This is a genomic window from Photobacterium sp. WH24 (assembly GCF_019204055.1).
Taxonomy (GTDB): Bacteria; Pseudomonadota; Gammaproteobacteria; order Enterobacterales; family Vibrionaceae; genus Photobacterium; species Photobacterium arenosum.
This window is the reverse complement of record NZ_JAGSOZ010000014.1, coordinates 83,141-101,929: the sequence shown is the minus strand read 5'-3', so window position 1 is coordinate 101,929 and position 18,789 is coordinate 83,141. Positions and strand designations below refer to the sequence as shown.

19 protein-coding genes and 1 riboswitch are annotated in these 18,789 nt (G+C 54.4%); of the genes, 14 read left to right on the top strand and 5 right to left on the bottom strand.

The genetic code is table 11. The annotated features are described in order from the left end of the window. Positions 1–142: 142 nt before the first annotated feature. On the bottom strand, positions 143–526 hold the full coding sequence (gene crcB, locus KCG43_RS16565) for a fluoride efflux transporter CrcB (protein WP_192017378.1): 384 nt from the start codon (positions 524–526) through the stop codon (positions 143–145). Positions 527–669: 143 nt separating this feature from the next. On the opposite strand from crcB, the gene KCG43_RS16560 reads away from it, so the two are divergent. The 7 genes from KCG43_RS16560 (at position 670) to thiH (ending at position 6,818) form a co-directional block, all read left to right on the top strand. Beyond that, positions 670–1,098, top strand: a complete 429-nt coding sequence (locus KCG43_RS16560; RefSeq protein WP_237795812.1) for a universal stress protein — start codon at positions 670–672, stop codon at positions 1,096–1,098. Between the two features lie 60 nt (positions 1,099–1,158). After that, a riboswitch (TPP riboswitch) is annotated at positions 1,159–1,256 on the top strand. A 125-nt stretch (positions 1,257–1,381) separates the two neighbouring features. After that, complete coding sequence (gene thiC / locus KCG43_RS16555; RefSeq protein WP_192017379.1) at positions 1,382–3,310, top strand: phosphomethylpyrimidine synthase ThiC; 1,929 nt, start codon at positions 1,382–1,384, stop codon at positions 3,308–3,310. Then, on the top strand, positions 3,307–3,948 hold the full coding sequence (thiE, locus tag KCG43_RS16550; protein WP_218386325.1) for a thiamine phosphate synthase: 642 nt from the start codon (positions 3,307–3,309) through the stop codon (positions 3,946–3,948). Before thiC ends, thiE begins: the two co-directional genes overlap by 4 nt. 2 nt (positions 3,949–3,950) lie before the next feature. After that, a complete protein-coding gene (locus tag KCG43_RS16545) occupies positions 3,951–4,709 on the top strand; it encodes a HesA/MoeB/ThiF family protein (RefSeq protein WP_192017380.1) in 759 nt (252 codons plus the stop codon). Continuing rightward, complete coding sequence (gene thiS, locus KCG43_RS16540) at positions 4,706–4,915, top strand: sulfur carrier protein ThiS (RefSeq protein WP_218386323.1); 210 nt, start codon at positions 4,706–4,708, stop codon at positions 4,913–4,915. The genes KCG43_RS16545 and thiS overlap by 4 nt, the downstream gene beginning before the upstream one ends. Position 4,916: 1 nt before the next feature. Beyond that, positions 4,917–5,687 carry a thiazole synthase gene (locus tag KCG43_RS16535; RefSeq protein ID WP_218386321.1) on the top strand — a complete coding sequence of 257 codons (771 nt, stop codon included), beginning with the start codon at positions 4,917–4,919 and terminating at the stop codon, positions 5,685–5,687. A gap of 9 nt (positions 5,688–5,696) precedes the next feature. Beyond that, positions 5,697–6,818, top strand: coding sequence for a 2-iminoacetate synthase ThiH (gene thiH / locus KCG43_RS16530; protein WP_218386319.1), 1,122 nt, complete (start codon positions 5,697–5,699; stop codon positions 6,816–6,818). A gap of 71 nt (positions 6,819–6,889) precedes the next feature. Here the strand turns inward: thiH and KCG43_RS16525 are convergent, their stop codons facing one another. The 3 genes from KCG43_RS16525 to KCG43_RS16515 all read right to left on the bottom strand — a co-directional run bounded on the left by KCG43_RS16525 (position 6,890) and on the right by KCG43_RS16515 (position 10,903). Further along, positions 6,890–7,825 (bottom strand): hypothetical protein, encoded by a 936-nt coding sequence (locus KCG43_RS16525; protein WP_192017383.1) that lies wholly within the window; start codon positions 7,823–7,825, stop codon positions 6,890–6,892. A gap of 207 nt (positions 7,826–8,032) precedes the next feature. After that, complete coding sequence (locus tag KCG43_RS16520) at positions 8,033–9,820, bottom strand: aminopeptidase P family protein (protein ID WP_218386317.1); 1,788 nt, start codon at positions 9,818–9,820, stop codon at positions 8,033–8,035. A 123-nt stretch (positions 9,821–9,943) separates the two neighbouring features. Next, positions 9,944–10,903 (bottom strand): LysR substrate-binding domain-containing protein, encoded by a 960-nt coding sequence (locus KCG43_RS16515; RefSeq protein ID WP_192017385.1) that lies wholly within the window; start codon positions 10,901–10,903, stop codon positions 9,944–9,946. 122 nt (positions 10,904–11,025) lie between these two features. On the opposite strand from KCG43_RS16515, the gene KCG43_RS16510 reads away from it, so the two are divergent. Beyond that, entirely contained in the window at positions 11,026–12,228 is a 1,203-nt protein-coding gene (locus tag KCG43_RS16510; protein ID WP_192017386.1) for a multidrug effflux MFS transporter, read from the top strand. Between the two features lie 128 nt (positions 12,229–12,356). Here the strand turns inward: KCG43_RS16510 and KCG43_RS16505 are convergent, their stop codons facing one another. Then, the gene (locus tag KCG43_RS16505; protein WP_218386315.1) at positions 12,357–13,256 is read right to left on the bottom strand and encodes a DMT family transporter; all 900 of its coding nucleotides are present in this window, start codon (positions 13,254–13,256) and stop codon (positions 12,357–12,359) included. 209 nt (positions 13,257–13,465) lie between these two features. On the opposite strand from KCG43_RS16505, the gene rmuC reads away from it, so the two are divergent. The 6 genes from rmuC to tatB are packed head-to-tail and all read left to right on the top strand — an operon-like array spanning position 13,466 to position 18,786. Next, positions 13,466–14,989: a DNA recombination protein RmuC gene (rmuC, locus tag KCG43_RS16500; RefSeq protein ID WP_370630704.1), complete on the top strand. Its 1,524-nt coding sequence runs from the start codon at positions 13,466–13,468 to the stop codon at positions 14,987–14,989. Between the two features lie 47 nt (positions 14,990–15,036). Next, positions 15,037–15,789, top strand: a complete 753-nt coding sequence (gene ubiE, locus KCG43_RS16495; protein WP_192017389.1) for a bifunctional demethylmenaquinone methyltransferase/2-methoxy-6-polyprenyl-1,4-benzoquinol methylase UbiE — start codon at positions 15,037–15,039, stop codon at positions 15,787–15,789. Positions 15,790–15,796: 7 nt separating this feature from the next. Then, entirely contained in the window at positions 15,797–16,423 is a 627-nt protein-coding gene (locus KCG43_RS16490; protein WP_218386313.1) for an SCP2 domain-containing protein, read from the top strand. 6 nt (positions 16,424–16,429) lie between these two features. Further along, the gene (gene ubiB, locus KCG43_RS16485) at positions 16,430–18,067 is read left to right on the top strand and encodes a ubiquinone biosynthesis regulatory protein kinase UbiB (protein ID WP_218386310.1); all 1,638 of its coding nucleotides are present in this window, start codon (positions 16,430–16,432) and stop codon (positions 18,065–18,067) included. A gap of 56 nt (positions 18,068–18,123) precedes the next feature. Next, positions 18,124–18,369, top strand: coding sequence for a Sec-independent protein translocase subunit TatA (gene tatA, locus KCG43_RS16480; protein WP_027251474.1), 246 nt, complete (start codon positions 18,124–18,126; stop codon positions 18,367–18,369). Between the two features lie 3 nt (positions 18,370–18,372). Beyond that, complete coding sequence (gene tatB, locus KCG43_RS16475; protein ID WP_192017392.1) at positions 18,373–18,786, top strand: Sec-independent protein translocase protein TatB; 414 nt, start codon at positions 18,373–18,375, stop codon at positions 18,784–18,786. Positions 18,787–18,789 lie beyond the last annotated feature (3 nt).

Sequence of the window (18,789 nt, the reverse complement as noted above, 5' to 3'; positions counted from 1 at the left end):
GTTAGATCATATTCTTACTTAGAATGGTATAAAGACCTCGTCATCAGGCGGGGTTTCTATGCCTCAATTTCACTCACAGGCCTATGTTAGGGCTTGGAGTGAACCTCACTTCCCTTTTAGACGCAATAGGCAATTCATCCGCCTATCCACGCTGAAGCAACTGAAATCCAACGAAGCAAGCAAATAGGCTCAGAGATAAGTTCAGCATAATATTTAAGCCAGCTTTGATATAGGCGCCTTGCTGGAGCAGTATCAGGTTATCCATCGAAAATGTGGAAAAAGTTGTTAAAGCACCCAGCATACCGATGCCAATCAATGGGCGCCAAGGTGTAGCTTCTATCATGCCCTGGTTAAGTGCTGAGCTCAGCATACCCATAATCAAAGAGCCTGTGATGTTGACGGCCAGTGTCCCGTACGGAAATCCCTTGCCTAATAAAATCACAGAGAGTTCGGCAATCAGGTAGCGTGAACAGGCCCCGAGCGCCCCGCCCATAGCAACATAGCCCAGAATAATCAGTTGGTTCATAGAAAGCCCTGATGGTGACAAAGTCATTACATGCTATTGTGAAAAAGGCATGAGTAAATCCTGCTGCCACAGAGTGACTTGCTTTTTCACGTGAAGGTTTACATTGTGCACTAATCCTAGCAGGAGTAGAGGTGATTATGGGTATGTACCATACCATTTTACTGGCAATCAACCCTGATGATTTGAATGTAAAACAGTTGGTTGCAAAAGCAGGCGTGATTGCAGAGCAAAATAATGCGGATCTGCATCTGGCATATGTAGAACCTGGTGTAGGGAATGTCAGCTTTCTGGATATCGATTTACAACTCGACGAGGCGCATAACGAGCAGGAGCTGAAAAGAATGGCTCAGTTGTCCGCTCTGGCAAAACACTCACCGCATCCGATTGCGGCTATCCATCTGGCCGATGGTGATGTTGCCAAACATCTGATTGCGCTGGGGAAGACGATCAAAGTCGATTTAGTGATCACGGGTAACTACAAACCCGGAATACATTGGCTGGGTGATTTACGTTATGAACTGGCGCAACACCTGAAGTGTGATGTGCTGATCTGCCAGCAGAAAACGCTGTAGTGATGTGGGGATGAAAAAGACGACTTGCTGAGAGGGTGATGCTTCCTTATACTCTTTGACTGAAACTTGTCGGAGTGCCAACTGGCTGAGACCGCATTGCGGGATCCGTTGAACCTGATCAGATTAGTATCTGCGAAGGGAACAAGAGTAAATCATCTGCCTAGCTGTACCATATTTGTACTGCTGCTGTATCAGACGATGCGACACGCCCTACATGTGTCCGCCTCTTGTTTACGCGCCCATCCGTCAAGCAACTTCCCTAACTTTGAAAAAGGAAATTGCTATGTCGAGTCGCAAACAAGCGAGACTGGAAGCGAAACAATTCATTGATTCACTCACCACCCAAGCCTACCCTAATTCACGGAAAGTCTATGTCACCGGCAGCCGGGATGATATCCGTGTTGGTATGCGTGAAATCGCTCAGGCCGATTCCCTGGTCGGTGGCGATAAGAACAACCCTATCTTTGAGCCTAATGAACCGATTCGAGTTTATGACACTTCAGGCTTTTATACCGATCCTGACCAATCTATTGATATCTATAACGGGTTGCCAAAACTGCGTGAAAGCTGGATCGAGGAGCGCGGCGATACCGAACTGCTTGATGAACTGAGCTCTGCCTATACCAAAGAGCGTCTGGCCGACGATACACTTGAAGATCTACGTTTTGCTCACCGAGCCCGTGTACGCCGTGCTCAAGCTGGCCAGTGTGTGACTCAGATGCACTATGCCCGGCAGGGCATTATCACCCCGGAAATGGAATATATCGCGATCCGGGAAAACATGGGCCGCGCTCAATACCGTGATGAGGTGCTAAACCAGCAGCACCCGGGACACAGCTTCGGTGCCAATCTGCCCAAAGACATCACAGCCGAGTTTGTGCGCAGGGAAGTGGCTGAAGGCCGCGCGATTATTCCGTCGAACATCAACCACCCGGAATCCGAGCCGATGATCATTGGCCGCAACTTCCTGGTGAAAGTGAATGCCAATATTGGTAACTCGGCCGTGAGCTCTTCAATTGAAGAAGAAGTGGAAAAACTGGTGTGGTCGACCCGCTGGGGCGGCGATACCGTGATGGATTTGTCGACGGGCCGAAATATTCATGAAACCCGCGAATGGATCATCCGCAACAGCCCGGTGCCCATCGGGACTGTCCCTATGTATCAGGCGCTGGAGAAGGTGAACGGTGTTGCTGAGAACCTGACCTGGGAAGTCTTTCGAGACACCTTGCTGGAGCAAGCGGAGCAGGGCGTTGACTATTTTACCATCCACGCCGGTGTGCTGCTGCGCTTTGTCCCTATGACCGCCAAGCGGGTAACCGGGATTGTTTCTCGCGGTGGTTCTATCATGGCGAAATGGTGCCTGGCGCACCACAAAGAAAGTTTTCTGTATGAGCATTTTCGCGAGATTTGCGAAATCTGTGCCCAATACGATATCTCCCTATCGCTGGGTGACGGGTTGCGTCCCGGCTCGGTCGCTGATGCCAATGATGAAGCCCAGTTCAGTGAGCTGCGGACTTTAGGTGAGTTGACTAAGGTAGCCTGGGAGTACGATGTCCAGGTGATGATCGAAGGGCCGGGGCATGTGCCTATGCACCTGATCAAAGAAAACATGGATGAACAGCTCAAGCACTGCCATGAAGCGCCTTTTTATACATTAGGCCCACTGACGACGGACATTGCCCCTGGCTATGATCACATTACCTCAGGTATAGGTGCGGCGATGATTGGCTGGTTTGGCTGCGCCATGCTGTGCTATGTCACCCCCAAGGAACACCTTGGCCTGCCGAACAAAGACGATGTTAAAACCGGTCTGATCACCTACAAGCTGTGTGCCCACGCCGCTGATCTGGCCAAAGGACATCCGGGCGCACAGGTGCGTGATAATGCCCTGTCCAAAGCCCGTTTCGAATTCCGCTGGGAAGATCAATTCAACCTGGGGCTGGACCCGGATACCGCGCGGGCTTTCCATGATGAAACCTTGCCACAGGAATCGGGCAAAGTAGCCCACTTCTGCTCAATGTGCGGACCGAAATTCTGTTCCATGAAGATCTCTCAGGAAGTGCGGGACTACGCTAAAGCGCAAGAAGACGCCCAGGTGATTCAAATGCTTGATGATCCGCTGGAAGGGATGCGCCAGAAAGCGGAGGAGTTTCGTGACAAGGGCAGCGAGCTCTACCATCAGGCAAAAAGCCATGAGGAAGAGCAGGCATGAGTGATGTGATGCAAGCGTCATTTCCTGTTATGGAGGGCGGCATCGGGCCGCTCTATCCTGTTGTTGACCATGTCCGCTGGATTGCCAGGTTGCTGCCACTGGGGGTGAAAACCGTTCAGCTGCGGATCAAAGATCCGGCCCATCCTGAGCTGGAAGCGCAGATTATTGAAGCGATTCGTCTGGGCCGGGAGCACAACGCCCAGGTGTTTATTAACGACTACTGGCAGCTGGCGCTCAGGCACGGTGCTTATGGTGTGCATTTGGGGCAGGAAGATCTGGATATCGCGGATCTTGATGCGCTGCGCCAGGCAGATATCCGGCTGGGGGTGTCAACCCGAACAGCAGCTGAGCTGCAACGCGGTCTGGCACTGGCACCCAGCTATGTGGCGATCGGCCATATTTTCCCGACCCCAACCAAAGACATGCCGACTCCGCCACAGGGTGTCGCCCAGTTAAAAGAGCACCTGAATACTGTGGCTGGCCGTTACCCGACCGTTGCCATTGGTGGTATTGATCTCACCAATGTTGCGGATGTCTGGCAGACAGGCGTGTCCTGTGTGGCAGTGGTGCGTGCCGTTACAGCCGCTGAGGATACCGAGCAGGCACTGGCGGCATTTGCTGACAAGCTGGTGAGGTAGTCATGCTGACAGACGAGTCTTTTTTGCGCTATCAGCGCCAGGTACAGCTACCGGAAATCGGAGAGCAGGGCCAGCAGGCCCTGCAACAAGCCAGAGTGCTGATTATCGGTGCAGGTGGGCTTGGTGCGCCGGCGGCCTTATATCTGGCGGCGGCGGGCGTTGGCAGTCTGGTGATTGCCGATGGCGATCGTGTCGAGCGTTCTAACCTCCAGCGCCAGATTATCTACCGTGATGATAATCAGGGTGAGAGCAAAGCGCAGGCCGCCGTGGCGCAGGTCAAAGCGCTCAATCCGCTGATCCGTGCCCGCGCAGTGACGGCCAGACTGGTCAAGCTGCAACTGGCGATGGAAATCAGTCTGGCTGATGTGGTGCTTGATTGCACCGATAACTTTGTCAGCCGGCATGCCATTAATCAGGCCTGCTTTGAACACGGCAAGCGGCTGATCTCTGCCGCGGCGATTCGCTGGCAGGGACAGCTGATGAGCTTTGATTTTCGCGCACAGCAGGGGCCTTGCTACCACTGCTTATTTCCTCAGGGGGAAATGCAAGCACCGCAAAATTGCAGTGAGACAGGTATTGCCGGGCCTGTTGTCGGCATTATGGGAACCTTTCAGGCGCTGCAGGCGGTGAAAGCCATCACCGACAGCGGTGATCTCTGTGTCCGCCAGTTCCGCCAGTTCGACGGCCTCAGCCTGCAATGGCAGCAGTTTACCTTGCCAGCCAACCCTCAATGTCCTGTATGCAGTAAGGAATCTTTATGACCACAATAACCGTTCTGGTGAACGATAAAGCCATGCAGCTGGCGGCGGAAAGCTCGCTGCAACAGTTGCTGGAGCAACTGACCATGCCGCTGGATGCGACGGCCGTTGCACTCAATCAGGCCATTTTGGGCCGCGAGTTCTGGGCCGATCAGCGGCTCAATGACGGCGATGAAATCGCCTTGTTTCAAGCGATAGCAGGAGGCTGACATGCTGACCATTGCCGATAAAACCTTTTCATCCCGACTTTTTACCGGTACGGGCAAATATGCCGGCCGGGACATAATGGCACAGTCAATTCTAGCATCCGGTTCTGAGCTGGTGACCATGGCACTGAAACGGGTGGATATTGATAACCGTGATGACGACATTCTTTCCCCGCTGCGCGAAGCGGGGGTCAACCTGCTGCCGAATACCTCGGGGGCCAAGAATGCGAAAGAAGCGATCTTTGCCGCGCAGCTGGCCCGTGAAGCTTTGGGAACAAACTGGCTGAAACTGGAAATCCATCCAGACCCGAAATACCTGATGCCGGATCCTATTGAAACGCTGGCGGCAGCCGAAGCGCTCGTCAAACAAGGCTTCATTGTGCTGCCCTACTGCCATGCTGACCCTGTGTTGTGTAAGCGGCTGGAGGAAGTGGGCTGTGCAGCTGTGATGCCTCTTGGCGCACCGATAGGTTCAAATAAAGGACTGGCATCGCGTGATTTTCTCGACATCATTATCGATCAGGCCCGGGTGCCTGTGATTGTAGATGCCGGGATCGGCGCCCCTTCACATGCGGCTGAAGCCATGGAACGCGGTGCAGATGCTGTGCTGGTGAATACGGCGATTGCGGCAGCGGCGGATCCGGTTGCGATGGGGCTGGCCTTTAAACTGGCAGTGGAGAGCGGCCGGATGGCGTACGAAGCCGGCCTGGCCGGTAAAGTCAGCCATGCCGTGGCGTCCAGCCCGTTAACTGCGTTTTTAGACGCCAGCGCGTAAGGAGACGCCATGAGTTATGTGGATGTATGGCGGCAGCTGGACTGGGATGATGTCCGGATGTCGATTTACAGTAAAACAGCTGCAGATGTCGAGCGGGCACTCAGTAGACGAAAGCGCGATCTGGAAGATTTCAAAGCACTGATTTCGCCTGCGGCGGAACCGTATCTCGAGCAGATGGCGCAGCAGTCTGCCGCGCTGACGCGGCAGCGTTTTGGCCGGACAATCGGGTTTTATGTCCCTTTGTACCTGTCGAACCTCTGTGCCAACAGCTGCACCTATTGCGGTTTTACCATGGAAAACAAGATCAAGCGACGGACGTTAAATCTTGACGAGATTGAGCGGGAATGTGCAGCGATCAAGGCATTAAACTTCGATAATGTGCTGTTGGTCACCGGTGAGCACGAGCGCAAGGTCGGCATGGCCTATTTCCGCGAATGTGTGCCGGCGATTAAACGCCACTTCAGTTATCTGTCGATGGAAGTCCAGCCGCTGGATCAGCACGAGTATGCTGAGCTGAAAACCCTGGGGCTGGATGCGGTCATGGTGTATCAGGAAACTTACAGTGCTCCGACGTACGCCAAGCATCATCTGCGCGGCAATAAAATGGATTTTGAATACAGGTTGGCAACGCCGGATCGGCTGGCACGCGCCGGGATCGACAAAATCGGTATTGGTGCCCTGATTGGCCTGGAGGAGTGGCGCACAGATTGCTTTTTTACCGCCAGTCATCTGGATTATCTCGAACGCACTTACTGGCAGAGCCGTTATTCGATTTCCTTTCCGCGCCTGCGCCCCTGCACGGGGGGGCTGGAGCCGAAGTCTGTGATGAGCGACCGCCAGCTGGTGCAGCTGATTTGTGCCTACCGGCTGTTTAATCCTGAAGTCGAGTTGTCCATGTCGACCCGGGAGTCGCCGCATTTTCGCGATAATGTGTTGCCACTAGGGATCACCAGTATGTCGGCGGGCTCCAAAACCCAGCCTGGCGGCTATGCCGATGATGAACCTGAGCTGGAGCAGTTTGCTATCAGTGATGAGCGTGCCGTGGCTGATGTTGCCGATGCAGTGAAACAGCACGGTTTTGAGGTGGTGTGGAAAGACTGGCATCACGCCTATTCCGGACTGCCGCTCTAAGTCGGCACTCGGGTTTGTGTTGATGACAAAATCAGGCTGATGAATGATATCAGCCTGATTTTTTACGTTACTTATTCGGTAAAGACAGCATTGACTTTGGCGTCATAGCGGGCGGTGATATTGGAGGAGTAATGACGGGCAGTCAGCTCCACTTTCAACTTCTGCACTTCAACCGGCTGGTCAAAAAAGACAGACAAATTCCCGGATGGATATTTCAGGTAACTGGGATAAATACGTTCATTGTTCTCGTTGTAGAAGAAGGCCACGACAGACTGATTACGCGCATTGGCTGTGGTATCTACGATCAATTCCAGTGACTTCACTTTTTTATTGTTGTAGGGCGTAATTTCCAGCCATTTGGTCACAGGCGTGCCAAAACTGGCATAGATTGAGGTGCCTGCGGTCAGTGTCTCATCAAAATCGATCACCGGATCGTGATCCGGGAAGCTGGCGGCATCGTTGGGTTTACTGTTGCCGAAATATTCCTGCATCAGAGTGAAGCCGTCACCATCGTAGTCGGTATAGGCATCCAGCCCGACAACCTCATAGGTTTTTTTCCACCAGGTAGGCAGGCGATCATTGTCTATGCTGCTGCTTTCGCCAAAGTTAAAGCGGAAGTTACCTTCGAAGCGCTGGCTCGGCTTACTGAAGTTGGCGTTATAGAGGGAAATAACGGCGCGGTAGCCATTCTGATAATACTCGTTTGGCGTATCAAAATGTAATTCTCCCCAGCCCGGACGACAGTCGAGATAATGCAGTCTCTGGCTGGCGGCATTGTAAATACTGATTGTACAGTCCATAGCGCTGGGTTGATTGTTATCAAAACCCAGCGTGACCAGATGGCGTCGGTCAGCAGGCGGCAGGGAAAAGTTAACGGTAAAGTTGACACGCTGGCCTTTGCTTAATGTCTGGCTGACCGATTTGGTATAGCTTTCCAGGTGCGGATTAGTATTGGCGAAGGCGGCAAAAGATAAGCAGCCTAACGCATAGAGAACATATTTTTTCATAGCATAACCTTATGAATTCTAGTGAGTATAATTTCATTGGGGATGCTAACGGCATTATTATGTTGTGAAAACAATCAATAGTGGTGGTTGTTACTAGTGTTCTGGCTTTTATGTGTTTGATTAACTGAAGTGTGAGCCTGACAGTGATAAAAAAGCCCAGCGCATACATGGCCGGGCTGAGAGTGTGAAGATCAATAGATTTCAGTGTTAACGACTGAGCGGTGCCGTGGCTTGCTGCAGCCAGCTCAGATCCTCACCCTGCAGAGAAGGGCTGATGACATCGAACACGGTTTGATGGTAACGGTTCAGCCAGTCGAGCTCTGTCTCTGTCATCAAGCTGAGATCCACCAGGCGGCGGTCAATCGGGGCACGGGTCAGCGACTCGAAGCCCAGTACTGTCATGTCGCCCTCGGTTGCCACTTCTATCACCAGCTCCAGGTTTTCGATACGGATACCAAAAGCATCGGCACGGTAGTAACCCGGTTCGTTGGACAGCACCATACCCGGCAGCAGGGCGGTCGGATTCGGTGCTTTTGAAATACGCTGCGGCCCTTCATGCACGTTCAGGAAATGGCCGACACCGTGGCCGGTACCGTGGTCGAAATCAAAGCCATGGGCCCACAGGTGCTGGCGCGCCAGGGCATCGAGCTGAGATCCTGTTGTGCCGCGGGGAAAGCGGGCGGTCGACAGAGCAATATGACCCTTCAGAACCAGAGTGAAGGTTTGCTTCACTTCGGCATCAGGATTGCCAATGGCAATGGTGCGGGTGATATCTGTGGTGCCGTCGGGGTACTGACCGCCTGAATCGACCAGATAGACATTGTCCATTTGCAGGACGCCCGGCTCAGGCTGGTTGTTGTGGTTGTAGTGACACATGGCCGCGTTGCCGCCGGCCGCGGAAATGGTGTCAAAGCTGACGTCAGTGCAGCTCGGATCCTGGATGCGGAACTGCCACAACTGATCGGCCAGTGTTGCTTCGTCCAGCAGGTTGCCGGCCGCCACCTGACGGTCGACCCAGGCCAGGAATCTGGACACGGCGACACCATCGCGGATGTGACTGGCTTTCATACCGGCCACTTCGGTGGGGTTTTTCGCGGCTTTTGGCAGCATACAGGGATCAGCCCCTTCGATAATAACCGCGCCGGCGTCGCGCAGTGTCTGCCCGGCCCAGGCATTGCTGGTGGCCGGATCAAGCAGCACCCGCTTGCCGCTCAGGGCTGTCAGGCTATTTTTCAGGGTTTCAGGGGCCTGAACGCGGACACCTTCACCAACATGCGCCGCAAACTCAGCAGGCAGGCGGGCCTGATCGATAAAGAAATCGACGCTGGCATCCTGATGCACAATCGCTGCTGACAGCAGTACCGGCAGGCAATGCACATCGCTGCCGCGCACGTTGAGCAGCCAGGCGATGCTGTCGAGCTGGGTCAGCAGTACGGCATCGGCTTTTTGTTTCTGCAGGCTGGTCGCAATGCCGGCACGTTTGTCCTGGCTGCTCTGGCCGACAAAATCCAGGCCCATCAGTCTGGCATCGGACAGAGTCGGGGCCGGACGGTCGTGCCACAGGTCGTCGATCGGATTACTGCTGATCAGCACCAGCTGCTGATCTTTGTCGAGATGTTGCTGGACGCGTGCCAGCCAGGCACCGCTGTGCAGCCGGGGATCAACTGCGATTTTACTGCCGGCCGGCAAATGCTCCTGCACCCAGTGCATTGGTGGCTCTTCGATCAGATGACGGTATTCAAACACATCGCCCGGCACTTGCTTGCGAACCTGAACCACATAGCGGCCATCGACGAACATGGCCGCTGTGTCACGGCCGATCACCGCTGCGCCGGCAGAACCGGTAAATCCGGTGGCCCATAACAGGCGCTCGTTGTGTTCGGGAATGTATTCGCCCAGGTATTCGTCTTCATGCGGAATCACCAGGGCGTCAAGTTGTTCCGCTTCCAGCCACTGGCGAATCTGTGCCACGCGTTGTGAGATCACTGATTGCATCTGTCTATATTCCTTTCTGTTGTTGTCATCCGAATGGGGATGCTCTAAACCTGCCCCTTGGTCACCCTGACGGCAGCAGCAGGCCGATCCGGTAACGGTAGCGCTTTTAATGAGAGGCTGCAATTATCGACTGGACAATTCGCGGCATCCGTTAATGATTATCTGGCGTAACCAGCAATGGCCAGGATCATTCTCTTGATGTTGTGGCCAGAACAGGGTGTAGGCCATTGCCGGCAGCGGTGTGGGCAGCGGCAGCACCACCAGGTTGAGCTGAGCGGCGACATAGTCGGCAAAATGGCTCGGCGCCGTAAAAATCAGATCCGTATGGGTACACAAGCTGGCGGCACTATTAAAGTCTGGCACATACATGGCGATGTCGCGCTGCAAGCCTTGTTCCGCCAGCTTGTAATCCAGCAGCCAGCGGTCATCGCGCCCGCAGCGCACCTGAATATGGCGCTGCAGCAGATAATTGGCCTGAGTCCACTCGCCCTGCTCAACCAGCGCCAGCACTGGGTGGCCGGGGCGAACAATACAGCGCTGGGTATCGCGGTGAAGTTCCTGAAAAATGATCCCTTTGGGCGGCATCAGGGTGAGCTGGGCGTCGTGTGGATTGAGATCCTTGCCGGTAATGCCGAAGTCGATTTCCCCGCGCAGCATCTTGTCGAAGGTGTCCGGCTCCCAGGCATGGGTATCGAGCAGTATGTTGGGTCCCTGACTGAAGATTTCGCCGAGAAAACGCGGCATTAACAGCGGATAGGCACTCTCTACCAGCGACATTTTGAAGTGGCGGTGGCTGTTTTGCGGTACAAACTCAGTCGGTTCGGTCAGGTTTTCAATATCCTGAAGCAGTTTTTCCAGCACCGGCTGCAGCACTTTGGCGCGCGGGGTGGGCAGCAGGCCGTGGGCACTGCGGACAAACAGTGCGTCATCGAATTGCTCGCGCAGCCTGGCCAGGCTTTTGCTCACCGCCGACTGGCTGAGAAATAAACGCTGGGCTGCCCGGGTCACGCTGCATTCCTGCAGCAGGACATGGAGGCAAACCAGCAGGTTGAGATCGAGGCGGGCTAATTTATCAACAGTCATAATAAGTCCGTTACTTTAGCAGTGATATTCTGATATGGAATTTTAGTAGTGAATATAAACCATTTTGATTCATATCACTAAGGCCGTAGACTGGCGCCGTCTTCTGATAGGAAACCGAGTGAATGAAGCCTGAAACGACAACGTCTCACCGCCGTATTGTGGCGTTAATGGTCCTGCTGGTGCTGTTCAGCCCGCTGGCCATCGATATTTATCTGCCTGCTTTGCCTGCTATGGCTGACAGTTTTGCCGTCGACCCGACTCTGGTGCAGGATACTGTCACCTGGTTCATGTTCAGTTTAGGACTGGGACAGGTTTTTGCCGGGCCGCTGGCAGATCGTTTCGGCCGTCGCCCGATTGCGCTGATCGGTGTCACCGTGTACGCCTTCAGCTCGGCACTGGCTTATACCGCCCAGTCGCTGGATATCATGCTGCTCGCGCGTTTTCTGCAGGGCTTCGGCGCTTGCGCCACTTCAGTGGCAGCGTTTGCGGCAGCCCGTGACAGCTTTGGTCCTGAACGCAGTGGCCGGATGATCAGCTATCTGAACGGGGCGATTTGTTTTATTCCGGCACTGGCACCTTTATTGGGTTCCTGGCTGACCCATGAGTTTGGCTGGCGCGCTAACTTCAGCTTTATGGCCGGGTTTGCGCTGGTGGCCGGTGGCCTGCTGAGTGTGTTTTTCCGTGAAACCCGTCCGGCGGAGACCTTTGTCAGCGGCGCGATGTTCAGTCCGTCGCGGTACTTTTCTGTCCTGCGTGAGCCGGTTTTTGTCTTCCATGCCTCAATGTCTATGCTGGCAATGGCGGTAATTCTGGCTTATGTGACCTCTGCGCCTATGTGGCTGATGGTGCATCTGGGCTTGGATATGGGACAGTTTACGGCCTGGTTTGGTGTCAATGCGGTGCTGAACATTATTGCCTGCATGGTAGCGCCGAAATGTATGGATAAGATGGGTACCCGCCGCACCCTGATGTCGGGGCTGGCGATGCTGGTGATCTCTGGCGTGATGATGCTGGCACTGAAAGATATCTCAGCGGCATGGGCCTTTATGGTGCCCATCTTTATGAGCTCATTTGGTTTTGCCTTCGTGCTCGGTTCGGCGGCCGGTAAAGCGCTGGCACCATTCGGTGACAGAGCGGGTACCGCAGCGGCAATGCTGGGTCTGTTCCAGATGAGCGGTGCCGGCCTGATGGTCAGTCTGACCCAGCGGATGGAGTTGTCCCCGCCATTATTGCTGACCTTTCAGATGTTGCTGCTGCTACCCGGACTGCTGATTTTGTTATCACGTAAAGGCCGCCAGTGGCATCCGGCACCGGCGCAGGATTAACCGTATGCGTCAGATTTTTAGCTCATAACTAGACGCCTGAAAAAGGCGCTGGGTCTCGACAACCCTTTTGAACTCTCGCTTGGCCTGTCACTGCTGTGACAGGCTTTTTTTCGTTTGCAGATAAGGGATCAGCAGGAGGCGCTGGCGTCGTTGGCTTTGCCCCGCCATTGCTGGATCAGCAGGCCTATGATGATCATCACCAGCCCGACCAGGGTCGCCGGATGAATGGTTTCACCGATAATGGTTGCCAGCAGGATCAGCGAGATAAAAGGTGACAGGAAAATAAGATTGCTCAGTTTGGCGGTATTGCGAGTCAGCTTCATGGCATTGAGCCAGAGCACAAAGGTGATTCCCATTTCAAACAGGCCGACATAACTGACCGCCAGCCAGCCTTGCCACGGAATGGGCTGCCAGCCGCCCATGTACAAGCTCAAACCGATGGAGAAAGGCAGCGACAGCACGAAGCCCAGCAACACACTGACCACGGGATCGGCCTGGTTTTTGGTGTTGATAATCCAGAACAGCGCCCACAGCAGGGTGGACACCAGCGCCAGTGCCACACCCAGCGGGCTGTCGAACTGCAAGGCCATGATGTCGCCTTTGGTGGCAATCACCACCACACCCAGGTAACCGCATAAGCAGGCCACCCAGTCCTGCGGGCGAATTTTCTGGCCGAGGAACAGGGCGGCCATCAGTGTCAGCGTGATGGCCCAACTGTAGTTAAGCGGCTGGGCCTGAGAGGCCGGCAGTAAATCATAGGCTTTAAACAGCACCAGATAATAGATACAGGGATTGATCAATCCGAGCATCAGGTAATACAGCGGGCGGGTGCGCAGGGTAGGTAACAGCTGATTCAGTTTGCCCTGATAACCGGCGATGGCGAGCAAGGCGATGGCTGATACCGAACTGGCCGCCGCCACCATCTGGATCGGCGAAAAGTAATCGAGGGTGATCTTGAAGGCGGTGGCGACGGTCGACCATAAGAGCACGGCGGCGAGGCCGAACCCGATCGCTTTCTTTTCCTGCATACTGCGGCTTCCTGCTGCTGGTGTCAGTGTGACTGGCAGGGTGAACCGCTGCCCGTCATAAAGGGGCCAGTTTATGCCATTTGCGCTTACTCAGCCAGTCTGAAATTCGGTATCAGCGTGCCTTAATTGATGACAATATCTGGACATTTATCCAGTATCTTTTTAGCCTTATTGTATAAATACAAAAGCATGCAGGAAACAGATCTATGATGGGTGAATGGCTCAGTGATAACGGCCAGTGGCTGGCGGCAGCGATTGCCGGTGCGACGACCGCCGGCGGTGCAACGGCCCTGTGGTTTCAGGGACGTTTACGGCAGCAGGCGGCGATCTGGCAGCAGCAATTGGCAGCAGAAACCCGGCTGGCCCAGCAGCAGGAGCTGCAACTCCGTCACGATCTGCAAGAGCAGCAACAGGAACTCGACAGCCTGGATGTCGAGCGTGATCGCCTCAGTAATGAACTGCGGCAGATGCACGCCCGGCTGGCGGCGGCGGTAGAAAAACTGCGTTACCTGGAAACGTTAAGGCAGGAAAACCTGAAACTGACTGAGCGTCTGGAGGCAACCCGCCAGGCGGAATCCGGCCTGGCTGCCGATTTGCGTGAGCTGCAAACCCGTTACCGTGAAGAGCAAAAGGCCGCGCAGGAAAAAATCACCCTGCTGGAAAATGCCGAGAACCGGCTTCAGCAGCAGTTTGAGAGTCTGGCCAACCGGCTGTTCGAACAAAAAAGCCGCAGCGTGGACGCGCAGAACAAGCTGAGTCTGGATGGCCTGCTCAGTCCGCTCAAGGAGCAACTGGAAGGTTTTCGCAAGCAGATCAACGACAGTTTCAGCAATGAGGCCAGAGAGCGGCATACGCTGGTCCATGAAATCAACAGTCTGAAGCAGCTTAATGAACAGATGGCTCGTGAGGCCGTCAATCTGACCCAAGCGCTGAAAGGTGATAACAAAGCGCAGGGTAACTGGGGCGAAGTGGTGCTGGCGCGGGTGCTGAGTGAGTCCGGTCTGCGGGAAGGCCACGAATACCACACTCAGGTGAATCTGGAAGACAACAGCGGTAAGCGCTATCAGCCGGATGTGGTAGTACACCTGCCGCAGGATAAAGACGTAGTGGTCGACGCCAAAATGTCGCTGGTCGCCTATGAGCGTTATTTTCATGCCCCAAGCCAGGAGGAGCGCGACAAGGCCCTCAGCGACCATCTGGTCTCTTTGCGCAGCCATATCCGTGGTCTGAGCCGCAAAGATTACCATCAACTGGACGGCGTCCGCAGTCTGGATTATGTGCTGATGTTCATACCGGTTGAGCCGGCGTTTCAGACCGCAGTAGAAGCTGACCCTACGCTTATCCGCGATGCCATGGACAGCAATATTATGCTGGTCAGTCCGACCACATTGCTGGTGGCTTTGCGCACCATCAATAACTTGTGGCGCAATGAAAGGCAAAATCAGAATGCCAAACAGATAGCGGAACGGGCCAGCAAGCTGTACGACAAGCTGAGGCTGTTTGTGGCCGACATGGACAATGTCGGCTCGGCGTTGGAGAAAGCCAGCCAGAGCTATCAGGGGGCAATGAACAAGCTGGCGACCGGACGGGGCAATATTATCCGTCAGGCTGAAAGCTTTAAGCAACTGGGCGTTGAAGTGAAACGGGATTTACCCCAGGCGCTGACCGAGCAGGCCCAGCGTGACAGTGATACTGCCCACAGGCTGACCGAGACGGTGAATGACACACCTTAGCGCTTCAAGTAAACTACGGCAATTAGATGAGAATTGATGGAACGAGCATGACTGAACCCACAAATACCACTGATTTTGGCTACCGCGAGGTCGCTAAAGATGAGAAAGCACAGCTGGTCGCGGAAGTGTTTCACTCGGTTGCGGACAAATACGATCTGATGAACGACCTGATGTCTATGGGTATCCATCGCATCTGGAAGCGTTTCACTGTGGACTGCAGCGGCGTACGCCGGGGTCAGCGGGTGCTGGATCTGGGTGGCGGTACTGGCGATTTGACGGCCAAGTTTTCGCGTATGGTCGGTGAAGACGGTCAGGTCGTGCTGGCTGACATCAATAACTCTATGCTCAAAGTGGGCCGCAGCAAGCTGCGCGATCGCGGTATCGTCGGTAACGTGGCCTATGTGCAGGCCAACGCCGAAGAGCTGCCGTTCCCGGATAACTACTTTGACTGCATTACCATCAGTTTCTGTCTGCGCAACGTCACCGACAAAGACAAAGCACTGCGTTCGATGTTTCGCGTGCTCAAGCCAGGCGGTCGCCTGCTGGTGCTGGAATTCTCCAAGCCAGTGATAGAGCCGTTGTCAAAAGTTTATGACGCCTATTCGTTCTATGTTTTGCCTCGAGTAGGAGAAATGGTAGTGGGTGATGCTGACAGCTACCGCTATCTGGCCGAATCTATCCGCATGCACCCGGATCAGGCCACACTGGAAACTATGATGCAGGAAGCCGGTTTCGAGCAAACCCGCTTCCATAACCTGACGGGCGGCATTGTTGCCCTGCACCGTGGTTATAAATTCTGAGGTCCGGATGCCAGTTGATGCTTTAGTCACCGCAGTGGTGGAAACCGCCCTGAATGCTTTGCTGAAAGATGAAGAGGCCAGTCAGCGTCGTCTGGCGCGTCTGCGTGGCAAAGTGATCAGCGTGCAGATAAATGATTTCGGCAAGCAGCTGTTCTTTGTGTTCAGTCAGCAAATAGATGTGCTGGCCGCGTATGAAGGCGAGGCGGACTGCCGCCTGGCCCTGAGTCTGGCCGCGCTGCCTGAACTGCGTGAGCAGGCCAATCTCACCCAACTGATCAAAGCCGATAAACTGGCACTGGAAGGGGATATTCAGCTCGCCCAGCAGTTTTCCGCACTGCTCAGTGGCCTGAAGCCGGATGTGGCGGAACGTTTATCTCGTTACAGCGGGGATGTGGTTGCCCATACAGTCGTGAGCGGTGCCCGGCACAAGCTGGCGGGACTGCAGCACCTGCTGGGTGAGCGCCGCCGCGATCTGGGTGAAATCGTCACTGAAGAATGGCGACTGGCGCCGCCGGCGCTGGAAATTGCCCATTTTGCCGACCAGGTCGACGAAGCCGCCTCACAACTGGCCCGTCTCGAAGCCCGGATTCACAAGCTGGCTGAACGGCTGGCGCAACCCACTAGCCCGTCCTGATAGCCCATGAGCCGTTTTTCCGAAATTAAGCGCCTATACCAGATTACTGCCGTCCAGCTGCGATACGGGCTGGACGATTTATTGCCGGACGATCCGCGTACCCGGCTGCCGAAACTGATGCGAAAAAGCCTGTTCTGGATCCGTAACCAGCATCTTGACAAACCTTTGGGTGAGCGCCTGCGACTGGCGTTGCAAACGCTGGGGCCGGTGTGGGTGAAGTTCGGTCAGATGATGTCGACCCGACGTGACCTGTTTCCGCCGCACATTGCTGATCAGCTGGCGTTGCTGCAAGACAGGGTAGCCCCTTTTGACGGCGCTTTGGCCCGAAAGCAGATTGAAAAATCGTTAGGCGGGCCGCTGGATACCTGGTTTGCCGATTTCGACCAGACGCCGCTGGCCTCGGCATCCATTGCTCAGGTCCACACTGCTACACTGAAAGAGAGCGGCCGGGAAGTGGTGCTCAAGGTGATCCGCCCGGACATCCTGCCTGTGATTCAGGCCGACATCAAACTCATGTATCGCATGGCCCGTTTGCTGTCTCGCTTTATGCCCGAGGCGCGTCGCCTGCGACCGGTGGAAGTGATCCGGGAATATGAAAAAACCTTGCTCGATGAGTTGGATCTGATGCGTGAAGCGGCTAATGCCATTCAGCTAAGACGCAACTTCGAGGGCAGCGACTCACTCTATGTGCCTGAAGTATTTACCGATTATTCGCACAGTAATCTTCTTGTCATGGAACGCATCTATGGTATCCAGGTGTCTGATGTCGAGGCACTGAAAGCCAACGGCACAGACATGAAGCTGCTGTCGGAAAAAGCCGTGAATGTGTTCTTCACTCAGGTCTTTCGTGACAGTTTCTTTCATGCGGATATGCATCCGGGCAACATTTTTGTGTCGCACAAGAATCCGGTTGATCCACAGTGGATTGCGCTGGATTTTGGTATCGTGGGTACTTTGAATCGTGAAGATAAGCGCTATCTGGCGGAAAACCTGCTGGCGTTTTTTAACCGGGATTACCGCAAAGTGGCTGAGCTGCACGTGGATTCAGGCTGGGTGCCGTCCGATACCAATGTCGACGAATTTGAATTTGCGATTCGTACCGTGTGTGAGCCAATTTTCGAGAAACCGCTGGCAGATATCTCCTTTGGCCACGTGCTGCTGAACCTGTTCAATACGGCACGACGCTTTAATATGGAAGTTCAGCCTCAGCTGGTGCTGCTGCAAAAAACCTTGCTGTATGTTGAAGGGTTAGGAAGGCAGTTGTATCCGCAGCTGGATCTCTGGGATACCGCCAAGCCGTTTCTGGAAGACTGGATGTCGCGTCAGGTCGGGCCGCAGGCCATTATTGGTGCGGTACGGGACAAGGCGCCTTTCTGGGCCGAGAAATTACCTGAATTGCCGGAACTTCTTTATGACAGTTTGCGCCAGGGCAAGGTGATGAATCAGCGGATTGATAAACTGTACGACAATTTCATGACTAGCCGTCGTCAGCAAGCCCAGGCCAGGTTCTGTTTTGGGGTTGGGGCGACGCTGATTATATGCTCTGCCATACTTTTTAGTAATCAGGTGGATGTTTATCCGGTCGTATCGGCCACAGCTGGTGCGATGTGCTGGCTGTTTGGCTGGCGGGCTTACACAAAATAACGGCTGTGCTGCTGTGTGGCACCGCGTTTTATGAATCTTATTGAGGAAAGGTAAACATGGGTGGAATCAGTATCTGGCAACTCTTAATCGTTGCCCTGATCATCGTCTTATTATTCGGGACCAAAAAGTTACGCTCAATGGGCGGTGACTTAGGGTCGGCGGTCAAAGGTTTTAAAAAAGCCCTGAGTGACGACGACGAAGCGAAAAATAAGGCCGATGCCGATTTTGAGCAAAAGTCGCTGGCGGATAAAAAAGAGGCCGCTGAGCCACAGAAAAACCCAAAAGATAAAGAGCAGGTTTAACGCGTGTTTGATATCGGGTTCTGGGAGCTGATATTAATTGCCATAGTCGGTCTGGTCGTTCTTGGACCGGAGCGGCTGCCTGTGGCGATACGTTCAGTCTCGCAGTGGGTCAATGCGGCCAGAAACATGGCCAGTGCGGTGAAGACTGAGCTGTCTCAGGAACTGAAAATTCACGAACTGCAGCAGGACTTGAAAAAGGCCGAGCAGGCGGGCATGAAAGATCTGTCTCCTGAGCTGCAAAAGTCAGTCGACGAGCTGAAAGAGGCCGCGGCATCGGTGCAACGCCCTTACGCTAAGGCGGACTCTGAGCCTCAGATCACGCCTGAAAGTGCGGCGGCAGATGACCGTCCGCCGGCGGATTATCATCAGGATGACCCGGTGCAGCCGCATCCAACTTCATCGCAAAAACAGGATTAATTA

Excerpts from the sequence above, each read along its gene's own strand:
- crcB (WP_192017378.1), bottom strand. The coding sequence starts at position 526 with ATGAACCAACTGATTATTCTGGGCTATGTTGCTATGGGCGGGGCGCTC.
- KCG43_RS16560 (WP_237795812.1), top strand. The coding sequence starts at position 670 with ATGTACCATACCATTTTACTGGCAATCAACCCTGATGATTTGAATGTA.
- thiC (WP_192017379.1), top strand. The coding sequence starts at position 1,382 with ATGTCGAGTCGCAAACAAGCGAGACTGGAAGCGAAACAATTCATTGAT.
- thiE (WP_218386325.1), top strand. The coding sequence starts at position 3,307 with ATGAGTGATGTGATGCAAGCGTCATTTCCTGTTATGGAGGGCGGCATC.
- KCG43_RS16545 (WP_192017380.1), top strand. The coding sequence starts at position 3,951 with ATGCTGACAGACGAGTCTTTTTTGCGCTATCAGCGCCAGGTACAGCTA.
- thiS (WP_218386323.1), top strand. The coding sequence starts at position 4,706 with ATGACCACAATAACCGTTCTGGTGAACGATAAAGCCATGCAGCTGGCG.
- KCG43_RS16535 (WP_218386321.1), top strand. The coding sequence starts at position 4,917 with ATGCTGACCATTGCCGATAAAACCTTTTCATCCCGACTTTTTACCGGT.
- thiH (WP_218386319.1), top strand. The coding sequence starts at position 5,697 with ATGAGTTATGTGGATGTATGGCGGCAGCTGGACTGGGATGATGTCCGG.
- KCG43_RS16525 (WP_192017383.1), bottom strand. The coding sequence starts at position 7,825 with ATGAAAAAATATGTTCTCTATGCGTTAGGCTGCTTATCTTTTGCCGCC.
- KCG43_RS16520 (WP_218386317.1), bottom strand. The coding sequence starts at position 9,820 with ATGCAATCAGTGATCTCACAACGCGTGGCACAGATTCGCCAGTGGCTG.
- KCG43_RS16515 (WP_192017385.1), bottom strand. The coding sequence starts at position 10,903 with ATGACTGTTGATAAATTAGCCCGCCTCGATCTCAACCTGCTGGTTTGC.
- KCG43_RS16510 (WP_192017386.1), top strand. The coding sequence starts at position 11,026 with ATGAAGCCTGAAACGACAACGTCTCACCGCCGTATTGTGGCGTTAATG.
- KCG43_RS16505 (WP_218386315.1), bottom strand. The coding sequence starts at position 13,256 with ATGCAGGAAAAGAAAGCGATCGGGTTCGGCCTCGCCGCCGTGCTCTTA.
- rmuC (WP_370630704.1), top strand. The coding sequence starts at position 13,466 with ATGGGTGAATGGCTCAGTGATAACGGCCAGTGGCTGGCGGCAGCGATT.
- ubiE (WP_192017389.1), top strand. The coding sequence starts at position 15,037 with ATGACTGAACCCACAAATACCACTGATTTTGGCTACCGCGAGGTCGCT.
- KCG43_RS16490 (WP_218386313.1), top strand. The coding sequence starts at position 15,797 with ATGCCAGTTGATGCTTTAGTCACCGCAGTGGTGGAAACCGCCCTGAAT.
- ubiB (WP_218386310.1), top strand. The coding sequence starts at position 16,430 with ATGAGCCGTTTTTCCGAAATTAAGCGCCTATACCAGATTACTGCCGTC.
- tatA (WP_027251474.1), top strand. The coding sequence starts at position 18,124 with ATGGGTGGAATCAGTATCTGGCAACTCTTAATCGTTGCCCTGATCATC.